Below are 24,303 nucleotides of genomic sequence, written 5' to 3' on the forward strand. Positions count from 1 at the left end.
TCAGGCAAAAAGATCGTGCGCCAGTTCGAGCGCATCGACCAGCACATCGACCTCGTCCCTGGTATTATAAAGTCCAAAGGACGCCCGGCAGGTGGCGGTGACGCCCATGTGCTCCATCAGCGGGCCCACGCAATGCTGCCCTGCCCGCACGGCGACGCCTTTCTTGTCGAGGATGGTCGAAATGTCATGGGCATGGGCCGCGCCATCCAGCGTGAAGCTGAAAATGGCGCCCTTGTCCGGGGTCGTGCCCTGCACCTGCAGCCAGTTCAGCCCGCCCAGCCGTTCGGCCGTATAATCGCGCAGGGTGTCTTCGTGCGCGGCGATGTTCTCCATGCCGAGCCCCATCATGTAATCGAGCGCCACGCCCAGCCCGATGGTCTGCACGATACCGGGTGTGCCGGCCTCAAATTTCATCGGCGGATCGTTGTAGATCACCGCATCTTTGCTGACCTCCCGGATCATGTCGCCGCCACCGATAAAGGGGCGCATCTCTTTCATCCGGTCCATTTTCACGAAAATCGCGCCGGAGCCGGAAGGGCCGTAGAGCTTGTGCCCGGTGATCGCGTAGAAATCACAGCCGATGTCCTGCACATCCACCGGCTGGTGCACGGCGGCCTGGCTGCCGTCGACCAGAACGGCAACGCCACGGGCATGCGCGGCCTCAGTGATCGCTTTGACGTCCACACGGGTGCCCAGCACGTTGGACAGATGGGTAATGGCCACCAGTTTGGTGCGCGGCCCGATGGCATCAATTACTGCCTGAGGATCCAGCGCGCCGGTGCTGTCCACATCGACCCATTTCAGCACCACGCCCTGACGTTCGCGCAGAAAGTGCCAGGGTACGATGTTGGCGTGGTGTTCCATCACGCTGAGCACAATCTCATCGCCCGCTTCCATGCGCGGCATGGCCCAGGAATAGGCCACCATGTTGATGCCTTCGGTCGTGCCGGAGTTCAGAACGATCTCATCCTCGGAGCCTGCGTTCAGAAAACGGGCGATGACACCCCGTACGCTTTCGTATTTGTCCGTCGCCAGGTTCGACAGAAAGTGCAGCCCGCGGTGTACGTTTGCGTATTCGTTGGCATAGGCGTTTGTGACCGCATCAATCACGACCTGAGGCTTCTGGGCGGATGCGCCGTTGTCGAGGTAGACGAGCGGTTTGCCGTTTACCTCGCGCGACAGGATCGGGAAATCGCCACGGATTTTGTTGACGTCATACATTGGCGGGTACCCCCATGGCGGAAACGCCGATCAGAGACAGAAGAAGAGACAGGCCCAGCACCATCGCGGCCGATCCGGCAATCAGCACGCCGACGGCATGCCACAGCGAGTTCAGCTGCAGGCCGATGTTCAGGAAGTTCAGAAAAATCCACAGTGTCGCGATGCCGACAAAGAGCAGAAACAGCGTCGCGATGGCCGGCACCGTCAGCAGCAGCGCGATCACCACGATCTGCGCCGCCGTCCGCAGCACCTGAAGCCATATCAGCAGCTGCAGCACATCGTTCATGTTGTCCGTTCCGCCCAGCATCCGGCCGGTCCAGAAAAGCGCGTGTACCATGACCACGAAGCCACCGGCCACAAGCGTGAAATACACAAACGGGTTGGTCACAATGGCGTCCAGCGGTGCCGGTACGGGCAGCAGCAGGTGAGACGCATAGGACAGGATCGTATTGGCCACCGAGATCAGCGCAACGGCAATCCAGAGCACCTGTCGCGGCAAGCGCGTGCTGAGCAGAACGTCAGATGCTGCTTTGGGGTCGCGCAGGGTCAGCAGGGCCAGTGCGGGCCAGGTATTGGTCTGCGTCATACGTCGCCCTTCTCACCCGCCAGCATGCCGCTGATCCAGAACCAGGCGAATACGGCGATCCAGGCAAAACCCACGATCTGCAGCTCGATGCCCGGTCCGATAAACCCTGCCACAAGGCCGTTCAGCAGCACAAGTGGTGAGGCTGCGAGCAGTGCCCAGAACAGCGCGATACGCGCGCTGTACCAGCTGCCCCTGCCCCGCATGAGTTTTGCGGCGATATGGCTGAGGGCCGCCACGCAGTAGAGGATGAGCGGCGCAATAAAGACCCATGCCATGAGCGACGCGCCCATCAGCATATTGAGCTCCTGACCCGTCAGATGTGCCTCACGCGCCAGACGCGGCAGTTGCGCCAGAAACATCAGGACACAACCCGCCATCAGGTAGGCCAGCGCACGGTCCTCCCGATGCCCGGCCGCCAGAAGGCGGCGGACGACCCGGCCCGGTCCGCGGTAGGTGGCCGGAATGTCCCGTGTGACCGGCATCAGCTGCGGTGCCGTTCCAGCCAGCCGGTCAGACGTGCATTGATCTCGTCGCGCAGTGCCTCGTCTTCGATCTCGTCAACCGCTTCGGCCAGAAACGCAAGCGTCAGCAGATCGGTGGCCGGGCCTTCGGGCACGCCGCGCGAGCGCAGATAGAACAATGCGTCCTCGTCAATCGCACCGGACGTAGAGCCGTGGGAACAGGCGACGTCGTCGGCGTAGATCTCAAGCTCGGGCTTGGCCAGGAACTGGCTGTCATCATCCAGCAGCAGCGACTGGCTGATCTGGTACCCGTCGGTTTTCTGCGCGCCGGGCTGCACAAGGATTTTGCCCTGGAACACGCCGGTGGCACCGTTGCGCAGCACCTTTTTGAACACCTGGCGGCTTTCGCAGTTCACCGCGTCATGCGTGATGAACACGGTATCATCGTGGTGGAAATCGCCGTCTCCGACACAGGCACCGGCCACGTGGGCCACGGCGTCATCCCCGGTCAGCTCGATCACACATTCATTGCGTGTCAGCACCCCGTTTGCGGTCAGCGTGAAGGATTTGAATGTGCTTTCGGTGCCGAGCCGCGCGAAGATATGCGTGGCCGCGCGGCGTTCGTGGTCCCGCCCCTGTGCGCGCACGTGGTGGAACGCGCCGGTGTCAGCGATGTCCACTTCCATTACCTTGTTGAACCGTGCCGCGGCGGGCCCGTTTTCCAGCACAGTAATTTCAGCGCCTTCGTCCACGCGGATCACGTGGTGCAGGATGGCATCGGACGTCTCAGAGTTGTGGCGATACGTGAGGTTCACAGGTTTTGCCGCCTTGCCGGTCACATGAATCAGCACGCCATCCGGAGCAAAGGCAGTGTTCAGCGCGGCCAGCGGGCGCTCAACGGGGGTCTGGCCCTTCGCCTCGAGCACACCATAAATATCGCGCGCCCAGTGGATGTCGGCCTGGGCCTCTGCCAGCCGTTCGATGCTGACGCCCGCCAGGTCCAGATCATCAGAGGCTTCAGCGTCAAAGACGCCATCCACAAAGACGATGTTCAGCCGGTCAATGCTGTCAAAAAGCGGTGCTTCATCGTGCTCAAAAAGCGCGGCGGGCATGGGTGCCGCCTGAACAAGCGTGTCGGGCCGGGTGTATTTCCAGTACTCATCGCGCCGCTCGGGCAGGCCCATGGCCGTCACCCGTGACAGGGCCTCGCGGCGCGCGGCCTCAGCAAACCCGCCTGTGGGCATGTCCAGCCCGGCAAGGCGCGCCTCGGTGGCGCTCTGTTTCAGTGCTGCGTCCGCCATTATGCCACCTCAGAGAGAATGCCGGCGTAGCCGTTGTTCTCGACCTCAAGCGCCAGCTCGGGGCCACCGGTTTTCACGATGCGGCCATCGGCCATGATGTGCACAACGTCCGGTTTGATGTGATCCAGCAGACGCTGGTAGTGGGTGATTACCAGAAAACCGCGCCCCTCAGAGCGCAGGGCATTTACGCCTTCGGCCACCAGTTTCATCGCATCCACATCAAGACCGGAATCGGTTTCATCGAGGATGCACATCTTGGGTTCCAGCATCGCCATCTGCAGGATTTCGTTGCGCTTTTTCTCACCGCCGGAGAAGCCGACGTTGACCGGGCGCTTGAGCATATCCGCATCGATTTTCAGCTCTTTTGCACGGGCACGAACGGCCTTGAGGAAATCGGCGGCGGACATTTCCTCTTCGCCGCGGGCTTTGCGCTGTGCGTTCACAGCTGTGCGCAGGAAGGTCATGTTGCCCACGCCGGGGATCTCGACCGGGTACTGAAATGCGAGGAAGAGGCCCGCTGCGGCGCGCTCTTCGGGTTCCATCTCCAGCACGTCCTCGCCCTCAAGCTCGGCGGAACCCCCCGTGACCTCGTACCCGTCCTTGCCGGACAGCACGTAAGACAGTGTGGATTTACCCGACCCGTTGGGGCCCATGATCGCGTGTACCTTACCCGCTTCAATCTCCAGATCCACACCTTTAAGGATCTGCTTGTCTTCTTCCTCAAGCTGCACCGCGAGGTTTTTGATGCTCAGCATATCGTTGTCCTTTCCTGAACGCATTCCGCGTTATTTTCTCAAGCCTTGCGGCGTGTTCTTAAAGTGCTATTCGATTGTAACGGCAGTGCCGGAGACCGAGACCATCAGCATGCTGTCGCCCACGACCTCATAATCCAGATCAACTCCGACAACGGCATTGGCGCCGATTTGCGCGGCGCGGTCCTCGATCTCTGCCATCGCCTCGTCGCGCGCGTCCTTGAGCTTACCCTCATAGGCGCCGGAGCGCCCGCCGATCACATCCGTGACGCTGGCAAAAAAGTCGCGCACGATATTGGCACCCATGATCGCCTCACCCACGACAATGCCGTGATAGGCCGTGATGCGGCGTCCTTCGATGGTGTTTGTGGTAGTGAGGATCATTTGCGTAAGTACCCAGTCGATTTTTTCAATTGTTTCCACATGAACTTGCTGAACACGAACATTACACTGCCAAAAATCAAGGCACTCAGCAGGCCTGCGACAGGTCCATTACTGTTGTAAGCGGTTAATACAATCAGTGTTGAAAACAAAAGCGCCGGAAGAAATACAGCAAAGAAGCACCAGTAAAGTGCGACCGCACGCAATCCTTCCTTTGAACCCTTGTTGAATGCCTTTACTTCATCGTTCATCTCGCTCACACGCACCCGTGCATCAACCAACCGACCCCTCCAGCGAAATCGCCACCAGCTGCTGCGCTTCCATGGCAAACTCCATCGGCAGGGCCTGGAGCACGTCCTTGCAGAAGCCGTTGACCACCAGCGCCACGGCCTCTTCTTCATCCATGCCCCGCGAGCGGCAATAGAACAGCTGGTCGTCGTCCACCTTGGAGGTCGTCGCCTCGTGCTCTACGCGGGATGAGTTGTTCTTCACCTCAATGTAAGGCACCGTATGCGCCCCGCATTTGTCACCGATCAGCAGGCTGTCACACTGGGTATAGTTGCGCGATTCCTTCGCCTTGGGGTGCATCGATACCAGCCCGCGATAGGTGTTCTGCGCCTTGCCTGCGCTGATGCCCTTGGAAACGATCCGCGATTTGGTGCGCTTGCCCAGATGCACCATTTTGGTGCCCGTGTCGGCCTGCTGCATGTTGTTGGCGATCGCGATGGAGTAGAACTCGCCCTGACTGTCATCGCCGCGCAGAATGCACGACGGGTATTTCCAGGTCACCGCAGAGCCGGTTTCCACCTGGGTCCACATCACCTTGGCCCGGTCGCCGCGGCAGTCCGCGCGTTTGGTGACAAAGTTATAGATGCCGCCCTTGCCTTCTTCGTCGCCCGGATACCAGTTCTGCACGGTGGAGTATTTCACCTCCGCGTCTTCCTCAACGATGATCTCAACGACCGCTGCGTGCAGCTGTGCGATGTCGCGCTGCGGCGCTGTGCAACCTTCGAGATAGGACACATAAGAGCCCTTGTCGGCGATGATCAGCGTGCGTTCGAACTGGCCGGTGTTTTCCGCGTTAATGCGGAAGTAGGTCGACAGCTCCATCGGGCAGCGCACGCCCGGCGGCACGTAAACGAAGGACCCGTCCGAGAAGACCGCCGAGTTCAGCGTGGCATAGTAGTTGTCGGAGACCGGCACGACGGACCCGAGATATTTCTTCACCAGCTCCGGGTGCTCTTTGATCGCCTCGGAGATCGAACAGAAAATCACGCCGGCTTTCTTCAGTTCCTCCTGGAAGGTTGTGCCGACAGAGACGGAGTCGAACACCGCATCCACCGCGACCTTGCGCGGCTCGTCGCCCATTTCCTCGGCACCCTCGACACCGGCGAGGATCATCTGCTCTTTCAGCGGAATGCCAAGTTTGTTGTATGTTTCCAGCAGTTTGGGGTCGACCTCGTCCAGCGACTTAGGCTTGACCTCCATCGATTTCGGCCGCGCATAGTAATACTGGTCCTGGAAATCGATCTCCGGGTAATCGACCATGGCCCATTTGGGTTCTTTCTTCTGCAGCCAGCGCTCGTAGGCCGCCAGACGCCATTCGGTCATCCATTCCGGCTCTTCGTTCTTTTCCGAGATCAGACGCACGATGTCCGTGCTGAGGCCTTTGGGCGCGTATTCCATCTCAATGTCGGTGGACCAGCCGTATTTGTACTTGCCGCCAACTTCGCGCACCGCGTCGACCGTTTCCTGATCAACGCCCTCTTTTACCTGCACGTCAGCCACGTCAGAATTGTCCAGTGCTGCCATCTCGTCCTCCGGTTCTCACGCCGCACGGGCGCGGAATTTCTTTTCCTGTTTCAGCCATGCATCGGCGAACCGCAGCACGTCTTCTTCTGTGGTCTCCAGCCCCAGCGATACGCGGATCGCGGAGCTGGCTGTCTCGTCGTCATAGCCCATCGCCTGCAGCACCGTGCTGGCGCGTACCTTGCCGCTGGAACAGGCCGATCCTGCGCTGACCGCAAATCCGGCAAGGTCCATCTGGATGACCTGGGCCTCACCTTTCCAGCCCGGGGTCGCAAAGCAGCTCGTGTTGGGAAGGCGTGGCGCCTCTTTCCCGACAAAAATAGTTTCCTTTGCACCGGCTGCAAGGGCGTTTTCTAGAATCTTTCTAAGTTTTTCGACCCGGTCCCAGCTGCCGCCTTCAATATCGCGCGAGGCGGCTTCTGCTGCGGCCCCGAAACCTGCAATCCCGATGACGTTTTCTGTGCCCGACCGACGGCCCATCTCCTGCCCGCCGCCCGGTGCCAGCGTGGCGATATCAAGCCCCTGTTTTACGATCAAAGCGCCGACGCCTTTGGGTCCGCCAAGCTTGTGCGCAGACAAAACCGCCAGATCAGCACCGCTTTGTGCAAAACTGACCGGGATCCGTCCGGCGGCCTGTGTCATGTCGAGCATCAGCCAATCCGCCCTGACAGCGCGCCCGCACCATTTGCCGTCTTCCCGTTCGGGTAATGTGCTTATGACGCCGGTCTCGGAATTTGCGAGGCCCATGGCAAGCGTGATGTTGTTCCCCGGTACGCCAACTGCAGCCTGAAAGGCATGCGACGTGATCGCGTCATGAGCCACCGGATCTGCCACCACATTGCTCCCGGCAGGCAGATCATCGAGCACCCGCGCGGCCTCGGTGGCCCCGCTTGTGAAAACTACCTCTGAGGTCTTGCAGCCTGCCAGCGCAGCCACCGCCCGGCGTGCCTCTTCAACAAGCCCTTTCGCAGCCCTCCCTTCGGCATGCACTGACGACGGGTTGCCCATGACATCCATCGCCGCAATCATCGTCTCACGGGCCTCCGGGCGCAGCGGTGTTGTGGCGTTATGGTCCAGATAGGTCCGCACGTTACCGGGCCATCCGTTTCTTCTGGCCCGAAATATCCCCGGGGGAGCGCGAGGGGGCAGGCAGCCCCCTCGTTTTCCGGGTGAACTCAACAAGACCGCCGATCATCACTCGTCCACAACGTTGAAAAGACCGGGCACCGCCGGACAGGGCGCCAGTTCGTTGCCGATGATGTCCGACAGCCGCGTCTGGTGCAGAAACACGTAGACATGTGCGCTCAGGCTTTCCCACAACCGGTTGGTCAGAGACTGCGCGCGACTGCCCGATGCACCACCCGAAGCGCCCGCACCTTTGTGCATGGCATCAACGGTCTCATCCACGGCTGACAGAATATCAACCACGCGGATATCCGACGGACTGTGCGCCAGACGGTAGCCGCCGCCGGGTCCCCGGACAGATGTGACCAGCCCTGCCCGGCGCAGTTTCACAAACAGCTGTTCCAGATAGGGCAGCGAGATCGACTGCCGCTCGGCGATATCTCCCAGCGGCACAAGCCTGTCCGCGGGCTGCAGCGCAATATCCGCCAGTGCCACCATCGCGTAGCGCCCTTTTGTCGAAAGCTTCACTTGTGATCCTCCAGCCTCCGGCGTTCCCCGCGCCATCTGATTGACGGCCTGCGATAAAATGCCTAAATCCGGTACGCACCCGCCGACACGCGTCGGGCAATAAGATTAGAACCGTTCTAAGGTGGCTGAGCGAATTCGTCAAGAATTGCTGTGACACCGGAACCCGATAGCAGGGATACACATGCCCGAGGTCATCTTTCCAGGACCCGAAGGCCGTCTTGAAGGCCGTTACCACCCCCAGAAAGAACGCGACGCGCCGATTGCAATTATTCTGCATCCGCATCCGCAGTTCGGCGGCACAATGAACCATGTGATCGTGCACCGCATGCACTACGCGTTCTATAACATGGGGTTCACTGTCCTGCGGTTCAATTTCCGCGGAGTGGGCCGCAGTCAGGGCGAATACGATCAGGGCATCGGCGAGCTGAGCGATGCGGCCTCGGCACTCGATTACCTGCAGTCGATGAACAACAATTCCAAACATTGCTGGGTTGCGGGGTTTTCCTTTGGTGCCTGGATCGGCATGCAGCTGCTGATGCGGCGTCCGGAGATCACCGGGTTTATCTCTGTGGCACCGCCGGCAAATATGTATGACTTCTCGTTCCTGGCCCCCTGCCCGGCCTCCGGTCTGATTATTAACGGCACCGCCGACCGTGTGGCGCCGCCCTCAGACACCGAAGCGCTGGTTGCGAAACTGCACGAGCAGAAGGGTATCACGATCACCCACGAACAGGTTGAGGGTGCCGGCCACTTCTTTGAGGAACCGCATCAGGAAACTCTGATCGACACAACCACCGCCTATGTCAAACGGCGGCTGACGGAAACCACAAGGTAGCCTTATGGGTATTGTCGAGGATGTCGCCGATGAACTGGCCGTCGAAAGCCTGAAGATCATCAATGCTACAGGTGACGATGCATTTGTGAACCGGATCGCGGAAACCATCGGCGGCTCGTCCCAGACCATGGAAGAAGCCTATCTGACGGCGGTCCGGGTCCGGCGCGCGGAGCAGCGTGCGCGCGAACTGCTGCAGACGCTCAAGGACGACATGGCACGGACCCTGCCCACGCCCGGCGATGACTGACAGGCTTGACGCGCAGATTGCGTTTCTGTCGGAGGCAGACAAACTGAAATCCGTGTTGCGCGCCTCGCGCCTGCATGACAATTCACGGTTTGAGAACTCGGCCGAGCATTCCTGGCATGTCATGCTCTATGCGCTGGTGCTGGCCGACCAGGCGGGTCCTGACGTGCGCATAGACCGCGTGCTCAGAATGCTTCTGCTGCATGATATTGTCGAGATCGACGCAGGCGATAATCCGATCCACGGAACGGTTGACCATGCGGCCATGGAAGCGCAGGAAAAAACGGCCGCTGACCGTCTGTTTGGTCTGCTGCCGGCTGATCTTGGCGCTGAATTCAGAGCGCTCTGGGACGAATTTGAAGCGGCCGAAAGCCCGGACGCTGTTTTTGCCAAATCCATCGACCGGGTGCAGACGCCCATTGGCAACCTTGCCAATGGCGGCGGATCCTGGGTGGATTACGGTGTCACCTTCGAACAGCTGGATACGCGTGTTGGTGTGCCGGTACGCCGCGGCGCACCGGGCCTCTGGGCGTGGCTGCTGCCCAGGCTTCAGGGCTTCTTTGCGAAGTAAGCGGCCCAGGGCGTGCCCTTGCATTAAGCATTGCGTAAAAATAGTTTGGTATACCGTCGTATACCAATTCAAAAAGCCGACGTTCTGCGCTACACCCGCATCAGGCCGATTCACGTAATTTTACAGGAGCGCTCCATGACACGTATTAAGGTGGATAACCCCGTCGTTGAACTCGACGGCGATGAAATGACCCGGATCATCTGGGACTTCATCAAAAAGAAGCTCATCCTTCCTTATCTGGACATTGATCTGAAGTACTATGACCTCGGCATCGAAGCCCGTGACGACACCAACGATCAGATTACTGTGGATGCGGCCCACGCCATCAAAGAATACGGCGTCGGCGTCAAATGCGCGACCATCACACCGGATGAAGCTCGGGTTGAGGAATTCGGCCTCAAAGAGATGTGGCGCTCGCCCAACGGTACAATCCGGAACATCCTGGGCGGCGTGATCTTCCGCCAGCCGATCATCTGCAAAAACGTGCCCCGTCTTGTGCCGGGCTGGACGAAACCCATCGTGGTCGGCCGCCACGCGTTCGGTGACCAGTATCGCGCGACAGATTTCAAATTCCCCGGCAAAGGCAAACTGACCCTCAAATATGTGGGTGAAGACGGCACCGAGATTGAAAAAGAGGTTTTTGACGCCCCCGACAGCGGCGTCGTCATGGCGATGTACAATCTGGATAAATCGATTATCGATTTCGCCCGCGCCTCGTTCAACTATGGTCTGTCTCTGGGCTGGCCAGTCTATCTGTCGACCAAGAACACCATTCTGAAGCAATATGACGGCCGGTTTCTGGAACTTTTTCAGGAAATCTATGACAAAGAATTCGCAGACCAGTTCAAAGAGGCGGGCATCTGGTACGAACACCGGCTGATTGACGACATGGTGGCTTCGGCGATGAAATGGTCGGGCGGTTACGTCTGGGCGTGCAAAAACTACGACGGCGACGTGCAGTCCGACACTGTGGCTCAGGGCTTTGGTTCTCTGGGGCTTATGGCGTCGGTGCTGATGACGCCCGATGGGAAAACCGTCGAGGCGGAGGCCGCACACGGGACCGTGACGCGCCATTTCCGGCAACACCAGAAGGGTGAAGAGACGTCCACCAATTCTATTGCGTCGATTTATGCCTGGACGGGCGCGCTGAAACACCGGGCCAAACTGGATGAAAACGCCCCTCTTCTGAACTTTGCGGAGACGCTGGAAAAGGTCATCATCGACACTGTCGAGAGCGGCTTTATGACCAAGGACCTGGCGCTGCTGGTCGGACCGGACCAGGGCTGGCTCACGACAATGGGCTTTCTGGAGAAGATCGACGAAAATCTGAACAAAGCACTCGCGGGCTGACACACCGGGCAGGTCTTTCAGGCGCCATCTGCCCGCTCTGCAGGCATCTGCGTGAAGCGCGTGCGTACCGCCCGGCGTCGCCGGGCGTCCGGACGCTCCAGCATCCAGCATGGCGCAAAAAGAAAAAGGCCTGCCAGAAGCGTTGCTGCAGAAGCAGAAAGCGGGACCTGCCGGACCGGGCTCTTTTCATTCGAAACAGCCGGGGTTCGATCCGGAAACCACCAGTCATTCCTGGTGTCCCACCGCAGCATATGGCCACCACCAGCCTTTGTCACAGTGGCAAGAAAAAGGGAGATATCTTCCCGTCTATCCGCGAGCGGCATCCGCAGCCGGTCCACCGGGAATTCCGTCAGGGTCTTTGGGATGTCATCATGCAGTCTCACTCCGGCGGCCGGAAACAATCTGCCGGTATCAATGCCCGGGTCTGCAGGGCGCACAAAGAAAGTGTTCGGGTGAGGTACAAAAAAATCGCGGGTCGCCGCGCAGGCAGACCCGCTGAACGTGAGCACAACAAGAAATGAATAAAGGAATCGCATGAGGACCTCCCATCGTCCGGTGGAATCCGGAGAACTCTGGTCGGGCCGCGGTTTACAAAGCCTTAAATTAACGCAAATTAAACGTGAATTTTATGCGTTAACCTGTTGTTATCATTGTCCTCTGTTGTGAGTTTTTGCGTATAGCTGCGCCACGATACGGCTGGCGGTTTTCTCGAAAAGACACGGGACAAGCGCATGCACAAGTGCAGCACCTGCGGCCATAAACAGCAGGCCGGAGAACTTTGCGGCAAAGAACATGTGCTGAATGAAGGTTTCATCAACCTTGGCCGGGTGATCGAGAAAAACGCGCTGTATCATCTGAAACTCCTCTGATTTTTCGTCACTCTATGCGTTCCGGAAGATCAAAATGTCCCAAAGTTTTGCGTAAATGCGTTGATGTTGGGATAAAATTACCTGATATATCCGGATATGGTGAAATTTGATGAAGCTGATCGCCGCATACTGATGGAACTGCAGCGTGATGCCTCGTTGTCTCTGGATGCGCTTGGGGAACGCGTCGCGCTGAGCCGAAATGCCTGCTGGCGGCGGGTCCGCGCGCTGGAAGAAGCCGGTGTGATCGCCGGTCGTGTCACCCTGATTGATCCGGCCCTGGTGGGCCAGGGCCTGATGGTGTTCATCCAGATCCGGACGCGCGAACATGCCCCGGACTGGCTGGACCGTTTCCGTTCGGCGACCCGTGCGATGCCGGAAATTCTGGGTGTTTACCGTATGAGCGGGGATCTGGACTATCTGATCCGCGCGCGTGTGGCGGATATGGCCGGGTATGATGCGCTCTATCAGCGCCTGATCCGCAAGGTTCCGCTTGCAGATGTCTCGGCCAGTTTTGTGATGGAAGAGATCAAGGACACGCACGAACTCCCGCTCTGACAGATGGCGCGTCCGGTCTGACGGTACCGGCTGCACAGTGGACACGGTGCGGCATTGTTTTCACTGGTATTCCGCGCGGTCTCACGGTATGCGCGCGTCAAACGCGCCAAAGCTGCGCTTCCTCCCGATCTGAAGGCTATTGTTATGGACCTGCGAAACATCGCAATCATCGCTCACGTTGACCACGGCAAAACGACGCTCGTGGACGAGCTGCTTAAGCAGTCGGGCACTTTCCGTGAAAACCAGGCCACGGCGGAACGCGCCATGGACAGCAACGATCTGGAGCGCGAGCGCGGGATCACGATCCTTGCCAAAGCCACGTCGGTGGAATGGAAAGGGACACGGATCAATATCGTGGACACGCCCGGTCACGCCGACTTTGGCGGCGAGGTTGAGCGCATTCTGAGCATGGTGGACGGCGTTGTCCTTCTGGTGGATGCCGCTGAGGGCCCGATGCCCCAAACCAAGTTTGTGACCTCCAAAGCGCTGGCGCTGGGGCTGCGTCCGATTGTTGTGCTGAACAAGGTCGATAAGCCGGATGCCGAGCCGGACCGGGCGCTGGATGAGTGTTTTGATCTCTTCGCCAACCTTGGGGCGGACGATGATCAGCTGGATTTTCCAGCGATGTATGCCTCCGGTCGTTCCGGCTGGGCGGACATGGAACTCGACGGGCCGCGCCAGGATCTGACAGCCCTGTTTGATCTGATTGTGGACCACGTGCCGGCACCGGCGCAGCTGACACAGCGCGACGAACCTTTCCGCATGCTGGCCACGACACTGGGCGCTGACCCGTTCATTGGCCGCATTCTGACGGGCCGGGTTGAATCCGGTACCGTGAAGGCGGGTGAAACGGTCAAAGCTCTGAGCCGTGATGGCTCGCAGGTCGAATCCTTTCGCGTGACCAAGGTTCTCGCCTTCCGCGGCCTGACCCAGCAGCCGATTGATCTGGCTGAAGCCGGCGACATTGTGAGCCTTGCAGGTATGTCGAAAGCAACCGTGGCGGACAGCATCGTGGCTCCTCAGGTGACCGAGGCCCTGCCCGCCCAGCCGATTGATCCGCCCACCATCACCGTGACCTTCGGGATCAATGACAGCCCGCTGGCCGGCCGTGACGGCAAAAAAGTTCAGTCCCGTGTCATCCGCGAGCGTCTGCTGAAAGAAGCGGAATCCAATGTGGCTATCCGCGTGAGCGACACGCCCGGTGGTGAGGCCTTTGAGGTCGCTGGTCGCGGTGAGCTGCAGATGGGCGTTCTGATCGAGAACATGCGCCGTGAGGGTTTTGAGCTGTCCATTTCGCGCCCGCAGGTGCTGTTTCAGGACATTGATGGTGTGCGCCACGAACCGATTGAGGAAGCCACCATTGACGTGGACGACGAGTATTCCGGTGCGGTGATCGAAAAGATCACAGGCACACGTCGCGGCGAACTGGTCGAAATGAAACCTGCAGGTGCAGGCAAAACACGGATTGTGGCGCATGTGCCGTCGCGCGGGCTGATCGGGTATCACGGAGAATTTCTGACCGATACGCGGGGCACCGGTGTGCTGAACCGGGTGTTTCACGGCTGGGCGCCGCACAAGGGCCCCATTCCGGGCCGGCGTGCGGGCGTGCTGATCTCTATGGAGAACGGGACGTCGGTGGCCTATGCGCTGTGGAACCTGGAAGAACGCGGCAAAATGATGATCGGTGCGCAGGCTGATGTCTATACCGGCATGATCATTGGCGAGCACAGCCGCGACAACGATCTGGAAGTGAACCCGCTGAAAGGCAAAAAGCTGACCAACGTGCGCGCCTCAGGTTCAGATGAAGCAGTGCGTCTGACCACGCCAATGACGCTAAGCCTGGAAGAAGCGATTGCCTATATTGATGACGACGAGCTGGTCGAAGTGACGCCGAATGCCATTCGCCTGCGCAAACGTTATCTCGATCCCCATGAGCGCAAGCGAATGGCGCGCGCCAGCTGATCCCGCGCCCGGGTGCTGCCTGCCCCCGGACCCCCGGGGATAATTCCCGCCAGAAGAAACGGGCGGGTTTATTCGTTCGTTTCTATGATCATCAGTTCGCGTTCGGAGGCGCCCCGCGCATGGCTGAGCGCCTGCTGGTACGTGGCTGAGTGGTAGCATTTTTCAGCCGTTTCGACATCCGGGAAACGGGCCACGACGTTGCGGGGCCGTTCGCGGCCTTCGAGTTGAACAAAGCGCCCGCCGCGGGCGATGAAGTGGCCGCCGTGGTCGGCGATTGCTTCGGTCGCGAGTGCTGCGTATTTTGCATAAGACTCGTCATCTGTGACGGTGACATGTGCAATCCAGAGTGCGCCCATTATTCCTGTCCTTTGATCAGTGTCTCCACGGCCGCGATGGCCGCATCCGCGTTTGCCACGTCACGCGCGCCGCCCTGCGCCATATCCGGGCGGCCTCCGCCGCCCTTTCCGCCCAGTTCCGCGACAGCTGTCCGGACGATGTCCACCGCTGACAGCCCGTCTGTCAGATCGGAGGTCACCCCGGCGGCAACGGCTGCTTTGCCGTCCGCATCCGCGATGAGAAGAACCGCGCCACTGCCCAGTTTTTCCTTGAACTGATCCACCAGCGGCGGCAGATCGCGGCCCGTGACGCCAGAGAGCACCTGCGCAATGAAGCTGGTGCCGCCCGCATCCCGGGTTTCAGGTGCCGCAGCGTTGCCGCCACCGGCCATGGCAAGTTCGCGGCGCAGCTGGGCCACTTCGTTGCTCAGCGCACGGCGTTCGTCGATCAGGTTGCGGACACGTTCCGGCACGTCGGCCGGCTGTGCCTTGAGGTCCAGTGCGACCTCTGCGAGGCGATGATCCTGGGCCCGCAGATATTCCATGGCAGCGGCTCCGGTGAGTGCTTCAATCCGTCTGACACCAGCACTGCTGGCGCTGTCCCCGAGGGTCACGAAGGCACCGATGTCCCCTGTCTGACGCACGTGCGTGCCGCCGCACAGCTCCAGCGAATAGGTGTTGCCATCCGTGCCTTTACCGGAGCCATCGGCCGTGCCCATGGAAACCACGCGCACCTCGTCGCCATATTTCTCGCCAAAGAGCGCTTGAGCGCCGAGCGCGCGCGCATCGTCCGGCGTCATAATCCGGGTCTCAACGGGGGCGTTCTGGCGGACATATGCGTTCACTTCGGCCTCAACTGTTGCGAGCTCGTCGCTGGTCAGTGCCTGGGTGTGGCTGAAATCAAACCGCAGACGATCCGGCGCGTTCAGAGACCCGCGCTGTGCTACGTGGTCGCCCAAAGCCTCGCGCAGCGCCTCGTGCAGCAGGTGTGTGGCCGAGTGGTTGGCTCGGATGGCCGTGCGGCGCGCGTGATCGACTTCGAGGACCGCGGCCTCGCCGGTGCGGATTGTGCCGCTGATGACCTTGCCGATGTGCAGGAACACACCAGCGGTTTTGCGCGTATCGGTGATCTCCGCTACACCGTCCGGTGTGGTGATGGTGCCGCTGTCACCAACCTGCCCGCCGCTTTCGGCATAGAACGGCGTCTGGTTCAGAGCGATCTGGATGCTGTCCCCGGCGCCCGCGCTTTCTGTTTCGGTGCCTTCCGATACGATAGCAACGATCTGGCCCTCAGCTGTTTCGGTGTCATAGCCCAGGAAATCAGTGGTCCCGTGTTTGTCGGCCACATCAAACCAGATGGTGGCATCGGCGGCCTCACCCGATCCGGACCAGGCGGCGCGCGCCTTGGCCTTCTGTTCAGCCATGGCAGCGTCAAACCCGTCTGTGTCGACTGCGCGTCCCTTTTCGCGCAGGGCGTCCTGAGTCAGATCGAGCGGGAAGCCGTAGGTGTCATACAGTCTGAAAGCAGCTGCACCGGCAGATCGGCGCCCTCAGGAAGCCCCGACAGTTCGTCGTCAAGCAGCTTCAGCCCCCGGTCCAGGGTCTGGCGGAAGCGTGTTTCTTCCTGCAGCAGCGTCTGCTCGATCATGCTCTGGGCCTGGCCCAGCTCCGGGTAGGCCGCACCCATCTGATTCACAAGCGAAGGTACAAGACGGTGCATCAGCGGGTCCTTTGCGCCAAGCAGGTGCGCGTGCCGCATCGCCCGGCGCATGATCCGGCGCAGCACATATCCACGACCGTCATTTGACGGCATGACCCCGTCGCCCATCAGGAACGAAGTCGACCGCAGGTGGTCGGCGATAACCCGGTGATGGGTTTTGCCCGGGCCATCCGGATCACTGCTGGTCGCATCTGCGGAAGCCTCGATCAGGTTGCGCATCAGGTCGGTTGAATAGTTGTCGTTTGTGCCCTGCAGAAGCGCCGCCACGCGTTCGATGCCCATGCCCGTATCGATGGATTGTGCCGCCAGATCCCGGCGCGACCCGTCCTCGAACTGCTCGTACTGCATGAAAACAAGGTTCCAGATTTCGACGAACCGATCGCCGTCCTCTTCCGGGCTGCCCGGAGGTCCGCCCCAGATGTGATCGCCGTGGTCATAAAAGATCTCGGTGCAGGGACCACAGGGACCGGTCGGGCCCATCATCCAGAAATTATCGTTCGTGGCGATCCGGATGATCCGGTCTTCGGGCACGCCGACCTTTTTCCAGATCTCTGCGGCCTCGTCATCTGTATGGTAAACCGTGACATAGAGGCGGTTTTTGTCGATGCCGAGGTCTTCGGTCACCAGCCCCCAGGCGAAACGGATGGCTTCGTCCTTGAAGTAGTCGCCAAAGCTGAAGTTGCCGAGCATCTCGAAAAACGTGTGGTGGCGCGCGGTATACCCAACATTGTCCAGATCGTTATGTTTGCCGCCGGCGCGTACGCATTTCTGTGCCGTTGTTGCGCGCTTGTAGTCGCGGGTTTCAACGCCGGTGAAGAGGTTCTTGAACTGAACCATGCCGGAATTTGCGAACATCAGCGTCGGGTCATTGCGCGGCACCAGCGGGCTTGACTGCACAACCTCGTGCCCCTGTTTGCCGAAATACGACAGGAAGGTGGAGCGGATATCGTTGAGCGTCTGCATGGGCGGCGGCCTTTGTACGGAAAATGCGTTGCCGACCAGATAACCCTCTGCCGGTCGGCTGTCCACAAGGGGGCGGTCATTCAGCACGAAAAACGGGGCACAGCCTGCGCCGCGCCCCGTCTGTCCGGTTTTGTAAAAGAGGTCAGGCCTCGAGAATATCGTCGTCTTCTGTGCGTTCGCCTTCGGGCATATCAAAGTCGAGCCCGTGTGCGGCGCGGATTTTGTCCTCAATTTCGAGAGCCATCTGCGTGTTTTCCCGCAGGAAGGATTTGGCGTTTTCGCGCCCCTGCCCGATCCGCTCGTCACCATAGCTGAACCAGGAGCCGGATTTGTCCACGACGCCGGCGGCCACGCCAAGATCGAGCAGTTCGCCCATCTTGGAGATGCCCTCGCCGTACATGATGTCGAATTCCACCTGCTTGAAGGGGGCCGCGACCTTGTTTTTTACGACTTTTACGCGTGTGTGGTTGCCCACGACCTCGTCGCGGTCCTTGAGCGCGCCGATACGGCGGATGTCGAGACGCACGGAGGAATAGAATTTCAGCGCATTGCCGCCGGTGGTCGTTTCGGGCGAGCCGAACATCACGCCGATCTTCATACGGATCTGGTTGATGAAGATCACCATACAGTTGGAGCGGCTGATTGATCCGGTCAGTTTGCGCATAGCCTGGCTCATCAGGCGGGCCTGAACGCCCACGGAGCTGTCGCCCATATCGCCTTCGAGTTCGGATTTCGGTGTCAGGGCCGCAACGGAATCAACGATAACCATGTTCACGGCACCCGAACGGACCAGCGTGTCGGTGATCTCCAGTGCCTGTTCGCCGGTGTCAGGCTGGCTGATCAGCAACTCATCCAGATCCACACCCAGTTTCTTTGCATAAGTCGGGTCAAGCGCGTGCTCGGCGTCAACAAAGGCGCAGACGCCGCCTGCTTTCTGCTGTTCGGCCACGCAGTGCAGTGTGAGCGTTGTCTTACCGGAGCTTTCGGGCCCGTAGATTTCCACGATACGGCCCATCGGCAAGCCACCGATCCCAAGCGCAATATCCAGACCCAGCGACCCTGTTGAGCTTGATTTGATGTCCTGAACCGCACCTTCGGTGCCAAGTTTCATGATGGAGCCCTTGCCGAACTGACGTTCGATCTGGGCCAGCGCTGAATCCAGCGCCTTCTGTTTGTCGGCGGACTTTTTACTGTTCATGCTCAAAAGATCTGCTGTTGCCATTTTCGTTTCCTCTTAGTGTCACAGATACTGTGGAGCGGCAATTGCCGTCAGTGCCTGAAAGGTTAATGTTCTGCCTATGTTCCTTATGAGATCAAAAAGAGAACATTTCAATCAAATTTTCTGAAAATCATTCTTTTACAGATAGGTTAAGGGAAGGTTTAGGCGTGGCAGAAACCCGGATTTCTGGCCTGCTTCCTCGAGGTTTTGATTAAAAACAGAGGCTTAAGAACAGGAAGGCATATCCGGCGGTTTTACTGTCGCTTGGCGGGTTCCCGTTGGGCGGGAAGCTGGGCCTGCACGCTGTCAGATTGATTCTCCCGGGTCCCGGAAGTTACTGCCGAAACGTGCCAGAGAGCCGGCATCTGCGCCGGTATTCCACGCAGGCACGCGGTGGATCCCCGTCTCGAATCGCGTGCTTCAGTGCAGTTGCCGGTGCACCGTATCCGTGAGGTCGCTGAGCGAAAACGGTTTGGGCAGAAAAACCGAATTGGGGATCTTCATCTGCGCTTCGCCGAAACTGTCCTCGGCATAACCGGACACAAAGACGACCCTGACACCAGGCCGGTCCTTGAGCGCTTCGCGCACCCAGCTGGGGCCGTCCATGCCCGGCATCACGACATCGGTCACAAAGACATCAATATTCAGGCTCTGATCCTCAAGGGTTTTGAGGGCCGCTTCAGCAGAATCCGCTTCGAGCACCGTGTATCCCCGCAGCCGCAGCGCGCGGCTGGCAAAAGCGCGCACGGGCGCTTCATCCTCGACCAGCAGAATGACACCGTCGCCATGTTTGCCAACCGGCTTGCGGACCACCTCCCGGGGCGCCGGTTGAGCCCGGACTTCGCTTTCCTCCATCACGGGGAAGTACAGGGTGAAACAGGTGCCATGCCCCACTGTGCTGTCGACGAAAATGTATCCACCGGTCTGCTTGATGATACCGTAAGCGGTAGAAAGGCCGAGCCCTGTGCCTTCACCAGTTTTCTTGGTGGTAAAGAATGGTTCGAACACTTTCTGGAGCTTGTCGGGGGGAATGCCCGTGCCTTCGTCTGACACCTTGACGGTCACATACCGGCCGGGCGGGACGCTGACGCGGTCACGCTCCAGCGGCTCTTTCAGGTCGGTGCATTCGGTCACAACGCGGATTTCGCCGCCCTGCGGCATGGCATCGCGCGCATTGACCACGAGGTTCATCAGCACCTGTTCGAGCTGACGTTTGTCCGCCCGGATGGGATGCAGAACGGGGTCGTGGCTCAGCGTGAGCGTTACCTTTTCCCCAACGAGGCGGTTCAGCAAATGGGTCAGGTCGGACAGCGTATCGCGCATGTCCAGTGTTTCCGGGCGCAGGGTCTGTTTGCGCGAGAAGGCCAGCAACTGGCCCACAAGAGCGGCGGCACGGTTGGCGTTCTGGTTGATCTGGACCAGATCGCTGAAATCGGGATCGCCCTGGTCGTGACGCAGCAACAGCAGATCACAATGCCCCGAGATCGCGGTCAGCAGGTTGTTGAAGTCATGTGCCACGCCACCGGCGAGCTGCCCGATCGCCTGCATTTTCTGGCTTTGAACAAACTGCGCCTCAAGTGACTTCAGCTCTGTGGCGTCATTGAGAACAGCAATCAGCGCCGGTTTGCTTTCTTCGGTCACACGGTTCAGCGTGACCTGCACAAAGACCTCCTTGTCTGTACGTTTCAGCCGCAGAAATTCGGACTGCTGCGCCGCGCGCCCCGCCAGGGTTTCGCGCAGCCAGTCCGTTATAGACCGGCCCAGCCCTTCCATGACATCACTCAGGCTCACCTGCTCTTCGAGTGCGGTTCCGATCAGACTGGCGGCCATCCGGTTATAGGCTTCAATGTCACCTTCAGGGCTGACCTTCAGGAGCGGCACGGGCAGATCCTGGAACACAGCCCAGCCATCCTGTGCAATGGTCTCAGCCGCAGGCGGCAGCAGGTAAAGGGCGCGCCGCCCTGCGCCCGCATCTACCTCTGCCACAAGGACACGCGCGGGACCGTCAGCTCCTGTGATGTCGCATACGGTTCCCGGCATCACCGGCAGGCTGGTGAACAACCGGTCCAGAGTTTTGACCCGCCCGCCGGCCAGCGTGCGCGCGGCTTCGTTCATGTACAGAACGGCGTTGGTACGTCCGATCAGCAGCATCGGCAGTGCCGGACCTTCGTGCGCCGGGGATCCGGCGGGCATATCTTCCAGCCGCCAGATATAGACGTCTGTTCCTGCCTGATGAACCGTCAGCCGCACATGGCCACGCCGGGTTACCATCGCCTCGCTGGCGGACCCTTCCAGATCGGCCCTCGTTCTGAGCCGCGTCACGATCCCGGCCGGATTGGCAAGCGATGTCTGCAGGGTACCCGTCAGGGTTTCATCCAGGTCCTTGTCGAAACGACGCTTGGCAGCATGGTTGGCAAAGAGGACATCACCCTCGCTGTCGGTCACGAGTGTCGGGCTGCCGTCCCGCAACGTGAATTCCCGGAGCACTTTGAGCGCCTGCGCATTCTGCTGTTTGTGACGATATGCGATCAGCAGCAGAAAGAGGCTCATGACCACAAGGGTGCTGGCGGCTGCATAAAGCGCCTGTCGCGCCAGAAGATCCGGAGCCGCCAGACCCAGAACGCCCATCAGCAAAGCGATCAGGATAAGGGTGCCAAGGCGCCGCTGTGCCTGCAGGGAAAATCGGGTCAGTCTGGATGGGGATAGTGCGCTGCGCGGCAATTCAGAACTCCTGCGGATGGAATCACATCCGTATTAAGCGCGGGATGTCTTAATCATCGCTTAACCACGATTCACACAACCTCCCGTAAGGGTTGAGTATGTAGAGATTAATTACCGCGTCAAGTGTGCGACAAAGAACCCGTCATTGTCGGGTGTGATGTCGAAACGGTGTGTTGCGGCGCATCGCCAGTCCGGGTTCTCATCGAGAAACCGCGCGACAGTATCCTCATTTTCCGCCCGCAACACTGAACAGGTGGCGTAAACGAGCCACCCGCCTGGCGCTGTGAGCCGTGCGGCGTCGCGCAGAATGCCGGCCTGCGTATCCTGCAGTTCGCTCAGGCGTTCTGGCGTCAGCGTCCACTTGCCTTCCGGCGCGCGTCGCCACGCACCGCTGCCCGAACAGGGCGCGTCGCAGAGCACCAGGTCGAACGGTGCGGCGGCGGGCAGTTTTTCTGTAAAGATCGTTGTGATCGAAGCCTCGGCGCGCGCCGCCCGGGCCGGCAGATCCCGCATGCGCTGTGGGTTGGCGTCATGCGCGGACACTTCGCGCGCGGTGTCTGCTGCCAGTGCGAGCGATTTTCCTCCGCCGCCAGCGCAATAGTCGAGACAGCGCCGCGCAGGCGGGAGACCTGAGACAATTGCACTGGGACGCCGCATCCTGAAGTTCGACGTGGCCGCCAGTATATGCCTTCGATCCACGGATCCTCCGGGCACCTTCGGTGACCAGCAAAGCGCCGGGGAACGCCCTAGGCTGCCTGGTCTGAATGCCTTCTTCGGCCAGAGCTGCTGCAGCATCGGACACAGTCGTAAGGCGGGTGTTCACCCGCAAGGACACAGGCGCGCGATCCATCAAGGCCGCTGCGGCAGCTCCCGCTTTGTCCCCAAGACTTTCCTGAAACAGAGGCACCAGCCAGTCCGGCAGATTCCAGTGTTCCGCAAAAGACGCAGGTTCTGCGCCGCTGCTCAGTTCAGTCGCCGACAAAGGCGCCGGCGCGTGACCCTCGCCCGTAAACAATTCGGCAGGATCAACGCCCATTTCGCGCAGCAGCCCGGTCATCAGAGCGCGACCGGTGCTGCCACCGCCTCGGGCCGCAACACTGCGCCGCCGCCGCAGAACGTCAAAAACATGGTCGCGCACGGCAGCGCGGTCGCTTGATCCGGCAAACCGGCTGGCGCGCGCCCATCGGGTCAGGGCCTGCTCTGCCGGCTGCCCGTCCGCGACGGCATCCAGAATACCGATGGCGGCTGCGACGCGCGCGCCGGGTGTCATTGGGTTGCCGTCCGGATGCGCATCAGCCGATCCGGTAGTTCGGGCTCTCGCGCGTGATCTGCACGTCGTGCACGTGGCTTTCCTTGAGGCCCGCGCCGGTAATCTTCACAAAGTTGCAGTTTTTGCGCATTTCATCGACCGTGGCACAGCCGGTATAGCCCATGGCCGCGCGCAGCCCGCCGACCAGCTGGTGCAGCACCGCACCGGCGGAGCCTTTGTATGCAACCTGACCCTCGATGCCTTCGGGAACAAGTTTGTCGCTGGCGGCATCCTTCTGGAAATAGCGGTCTGCGGAACCACTGGCCATAGCACCGAGCGATCCCATGCCGCGGTAGCTTTTGAACGAACGGCCCTGGTACAGGATCACCTCTCCCGGGCTTTCATCGGTGCCCGCAATCATAGATCCGACCATGGCGCAGGACGCCCCTGCGGCGATGGCCTTGGCGAAATCGCCTGAGAATTTGATCCCGCCATCTGCGATCACGGGTGTCTCGCCTGCAGCTCCGGCACAATCCATGATGGCCGTCAGCTGCGGCACACCAACACCTGCAACCATACGCGTGGTGCAGATGGATCCCGGCCCGATACCGACTTTGACTGCATCCGCGCCCGCGTCAATCAGCGCGCGCGTGGCCTCGGCTGTGGCGACATTACCCGCAACGATCTGAACTTCATTGCTCAGCGCCTTGGCGCGGCGCACCGCAGCGGCAACACCTTCGGAATGCCCGTGTGCGGTATCGATCACGATCATATCGGCACCGGCATCCACCAGCGCCTCAGAACGTTCAAACCCTGCGTCCCCAACGGTTGTCGCTGCCGCAACGCGCAGACGGCCCAGGTCATCCTTACAGGCTGTGGGGTTCAGCACCGCCTGTTCCGTATCCTTGAGCGTCAGCAGGCCGGTCAGTTTACCGTCCTTGTCCGTAACCAGCAGTTTTTCAATGCGCCGGGCCTTCATCAGGCTGATGGCTTCTTCGCGGTCGGCAGGTTCGTGCAGAATGGCGAGGTTTTCGTTGGTCATCATCACTGAGACGGGCGTGTCATCGTCACTGGCAAAACGCATGTCACGGTTGGTGACGATGCCCAGCACGCGGCCCGTTTCATCAACCACCGGAAAGCCGGTGACGCGGTAGCGGTCCTGGAGCGCCTTGGCATCCGCCAGGGTCTGGTCCGCGCGCAGGGTGATCGGGTTGTAGACGATCCCGCTCTCAAACCGTTTGACGCGCCGGATTTCACGGGCCTGTTCCTCGATGCTGAGATTGCGGTGCACAACACCGATCCCTCCGGCCTGGGCCATGGCGATGGCCATGCGTCCTTCGGTAACGGTGTCCATGGCCGAGCTCAGCAGCGGAATGTTCATGGAAATGCTGCGCGTCACCCGCGTGCGCGTATCCGCCGTGGACGGCAGAACCGAAGACGCGCCCGGAACAAGCAGTACATCATCAAAGGTGAAGGCCTCGCGAATCTCCATTGTCTACCTCGCAGCTGGAGTGTTCATTTGGCAGTTTCCTATTTCACGGGGCCG

At 60.1% G+C, this 24,303-nt stretch carries 24 protein-coding genes and 1 pseudogene; 6 read left to right on the forward strand and 19 right to left on the reverse strand.

Going from position 1 to position 24,303, the window contains the following annotated elements; all coding sequences use genetic code 11:
• The 10 genes from ACZ1HA_RS07070 to iscR form a co-directional block, all read right to left on the reverse strand.
• Positions 1-1,221 (reverse strand): cysteine desulfurase, encoded by a 1,221-nt coding sequence (locus ACZ1HA_RS07070; protein ID WP_472713391.1) that lies wholly within the window; start codon positions 1,219-1,221, stop codon positions 1-3.
• Complete coding sequence (locus ACZ1HA_RS07075) at positions 1,214-1,807, reverse strand: YIP1 family protein (protein ID WP_375227722.1); 594 nt, start codon at positions 1,805-1,807, stop codon at positions 1,214-1,216. The genes ACZ1HA_RS07070 and ACZ1HA_RS07075 overlap by 8 nt, the downstream gene beginning before the upstream one ends.
• The gene (locus tag ACZ1HA_RS07080) at positions 1,804-2,289 is read right to left on the reverse strand and encodes a YIP1 family protein (protein ID WP_375227721.1); all 486 of its coding nucleotides are present in this window, start codon (positions 2,287-2,289) and stop codon (positions 1,804-1,806) included. The genes ACZ1HA_RS07075 and ACZ1HA_RS07080 overlap by 4 nt, the downstream gene beginning before the upstream one ends.
• Positions 2,289-3,569 (reverse strand): Fe-S cluster assembly protein SufD, encoded by a 1,281-nt coding sequence (gene sufD / locus ACZ1HA_RS07085; RefSeq protein ID WP_472713392.1) that lies wholly within the window; start codon positions 3,567-3,569, stop codon positions 2,289-2,291. Before sufD ends, ACZ1HA_RS07080 begins: the two co-directional genes overlap by 1 nt.
• A complete protein-coding gene (gene sufC / locus ACZ1HA_RS07090; RefSeq protein WP_375227720.1) occupies positions 3,569-4,324 on the reverse strand; it encodes a Fe-S cluster assembly ATPase SufC in 756 nt (251 codons plus the stop codon). The genes sufD and sufC overlap by 1 nt, the downstream gene beginning before the upstream one ends.
• Before the next feature lie 66 nt (positions 4,325-4,390).
• Positions 4,391-4,705: a heavy metal-binding domain-containing protein gene (locus ACZ1HA_RS07095; protein ID WP_472713393.1), complete on the reverse strand. Its 315-nt coding sequence runs from the start codon at positions 4,703-4,705 to the stop codon at positions 4,391-4,393.
• Positions 4,702-4,983 (reverse strand): hypothetical protein, encoded by a 282-nt coding sequence (locus ACZ1HA_RS07100; protein ID WP_472713394.1) that lies wholly within the window; start codon positions 4,981-4,983, stop codon positions 4,702-4,704. Before ACZ1HA_RS07100 ends, ACZ1HA_RS07095 begins: the two co-directional genes overlap by 4 nt.
• Positions 4,976-6,514: a Fe-S cluster assembly protein SufB gene (gene sufB, locus ACZ1HA_RS07105; RefSeq protein ID WP_472713395.1), complete on the reverse strand. Its 1,539-nt coding sequence runs from the start codon at positions 6,512-6,514 to the stop codon at positions 4,976-4,978. Before sufB ends, ACZ1HA_RS07100 begins: the two co-directional genes overlap by 8 nt.
• 15 nt (positions 6,515-6,529) lie before the next feature.
• Positions 6,530-7,600 carry a cysteine desulfurase family protein gene (locus ACZ1HA_RS07110; protein ID WP_472713396.1) on the reverse strand — a complete coding sequence of 357 codons (1,071 nt, stop codon included), beginning with the start codon at positions 7,598-7,600 and terminating at the stop codon, positions 6,530-6,532.
• Positions 7,601-7,705: 105 nt separating this feature from the next.
• Positions 7,706-8,164 (reverse strand): Fe-S cluster assembly transcriptional regulator IscR, encoded by a 459-nt coding sequence (gene iscR / locus ACZ1HA_RS07115; protein WP_375227718.1) that lies wholly within the window; start codon positions 8,162-8,164, stop codon positions 7,706-7,708.
• 181 nt (positions 8,165-8,345) lie between these two features.
• Between iscR and ACZ1HA_RS07120 the strand changes: the two genes are divergently transcribed.
• The 4 genes from ACZ1HA_RS07120 to ACZ1HA_RS07135 all read left to right on the forward strand — a co-directional run bounded on the left by ACZ1HA_RS07120 (position 8,346) and on the right by ACZ1HA_RS07135 (position 11,164).
• On the forward strand, positions 8,346-8,999 hold the full coding sequence (locus ACZ1HA_RS07120; RefSeq protein ID WP_375227717.1) for an alpha/beta hydrolase: 654 nt from the start codon (positions 8,346-8,348) through the stop codon (positions 8,997-8,999).
• A gap of 4 nt (positions 9,000-9,003) precedes the next feature.
• On the forward strand, positions 9,004-9,246 hold the full coding sequence (locus ACZ1HA_RS07125; RefSeq protein ID WP_472713397.1) for a hypothetical protein: 243 nt from the start codon (positions 9,004-9,006) through the stop codon (positions 9,244-9,246).
• Positions 9,239-9,814: an HD domain-containing protein gene (locus tag ACZ1HA_RS07130; protein ID WP_472713398.1), complete on the forward strand. Its 576-nt coding sequence runs from the start codon at positions 9,239-9,241 to the stop codon at positions 9,812-9,814. The genes ACZ1HA_RS07125 and ACZ1HA_RS07130 overlap by 8 nt, the downstream gene beginning before the upstream one ends.
• Before the next feature lie 135 nt (positions 9,815-9,949).
• Entirely contained in the window at positions 9,950-11,164 is a 1,215-nt protein-coding gene (locus ACZ1HA_RS07135; protein ID WP_472713399.1) for an NADP-dependent isocitrate dehydrogenase, read from the forward strand.
• Positions 11,165-11,181: 17 nt separating this feature from the next.
• Here the strand turns inward: ACZ1HA_RS07135 and ACZ1HA_RS07140 are convergent, their stop codons facing one another.
• The gene (locus tag ACZ1HA_RS07140; RefSeq protein WP_472713400.1) at positions 11,182-11,700 is read right to left on the reverse strand and encodes a hypothetical protein; all 519 of its coding nucleotides are present in this window, start codon (positions 11,698-11,700) and stop codon (positions 11,182-11,184) included.
• 111 nt (positions 11,701-11,811) lie between these two features.
• Positions 11,812-12,018: a DUF6356 family protein gene (locus ACZ1HA_RS07145; protein ID WP_472713401.1), complete on the reverse strand. Its 207-nt coding sequence runs from the start codon at positions 12,016-12,018 to the stop codon at positions 11,812-11,814.
• Positions 12,019-12,129: 111 nt separating this feature from the next.
• Between ACZ1HA_RS07145 and ACZ1HA_RS07150 the strand changes: the two genes are divergently transcribed.
• Both ACZ1HA_RS07150 and typA read left to right on the forward strand, forming a co-directional pair.
• Entirely contained in the window at positions 12,130-12,588 is a 459-nt protein-coding gene (locus ACZ1HA_RS07150) for an Lrp/AsnC family transcriptional regulator (RefSeq protein ID WP_472713402.1), read from the forward strand.
• Between the two features lie 144 nt (positions 12,589-12,732).
• A complete protein-coding gene (gene typA / locus ACZ1HA_RS07155; protein WP_472713403.1) occupies positions 12,733-14,550 on the forward strand; it encodes a translational GTPase TypA in 1,818 nt (605 codons plus the stop codon).
• Positions 14,551-14,618: 68 nt separating this feature from the next.
• Here typA and ACZ1HA_RS07160 read toward each other — a convergent pair whose 3' ends face one another.
• From ACZ1HA_RS07160 to guaB, 7 genes and pseudogenes are all read right to left on the reverse strand, one after another.
• Complete coding sequence (locus tag ACZ1HA_RS07160; RefSeq protein WP_472713404.1) at positions 14,619-14,906, reverse strand: DUF1330 domain-containing protein; 288 nt, start codon at positions 14,904-14,906, stop codon at positions 14,619-14,621.
• Positions 14,906-17,568 (reverse strand): annotated as a pseudogene (gene alaS, locus ACZ1HA_RS07165) (alanine--tRNA ligase). Before alaS ends, ACZ1HA_RS07160 begins: the two are co-directional and overlap by 1 nt.
• A gap of 142 nt (positions 17,569-17,710) precedes the next feature.
• Positions 17,711-18,790: a recombinase RecA gene (gene recA, locus ACZ1HA_RS07170; protein WP_472713405.1), complete on the reverse strand. Its 1,080-nt coding sequence runs from the start codon at positions 18,788-18,790 to the stop codon at positions 17,711-17,713.
• Positions 18,791-19,207: 417 nt separating this feature from the next.
• Positions 19,208-21,415, reverse strand: coding sequence for an ATP-binding protein (locus tag ACZ1HA_RS07175; RefSeq protein WP_472715294.1), 2,208 nt, complete (start codon positions 21,413-21,415; stop codon positions 19,208-19,210).
• A 204-nt stretch (positions 21,416-21,619) separates the two neighbouring features.
• The gene (locus ACZ1HA_RS07180) at positions 21,620-22,147 is read right to left on the reverse strand and encodes an RsmB/NOP family class I SAM-dependent RNA methyltransferase (protein WP_472715295.1); all 528 of its coding nucleotides are present in this window, start codon (positions 22,145-22,147) and stop codon (positions 21,620-21,622) included.
• Positions 22,038-22,778, reverse strand: coding sequence for an RsmB/NOP family class I SAM-dependent RNA methyltransferase (locus ACZ1HA_RS07185; RefSeq protein WP_472713406.1), 741 nt, complete (start codon positions 22,776-22,778; stop codon positions 22,038-22,040). The genes ACZ1HA_RS07180 and ACZ1HA_RS07185 overlap by 110 nt, the downstream gene beginning before the upstream one ends.
• Positions 22,779-22,800: 22 nt before the next feature.
• Positions 22,801-24,249, reverse strand: a complete 1,449-nt coding sequence (guaB, locus tag ACZ1HA_RS07190) for an IMP dehydrogenase (RefSeq protein ID WP_472713407.1) — start codon at positions 24,247-24,249, stop codon at positions 22,801-22,803.
• Between the last annotated feature and the right edge of the window lie 54 nt (positions 24,250-24,303).

The sequence above is a fragment of the Roseobacter sp. S87 genome (assembly GCF_055693285.1).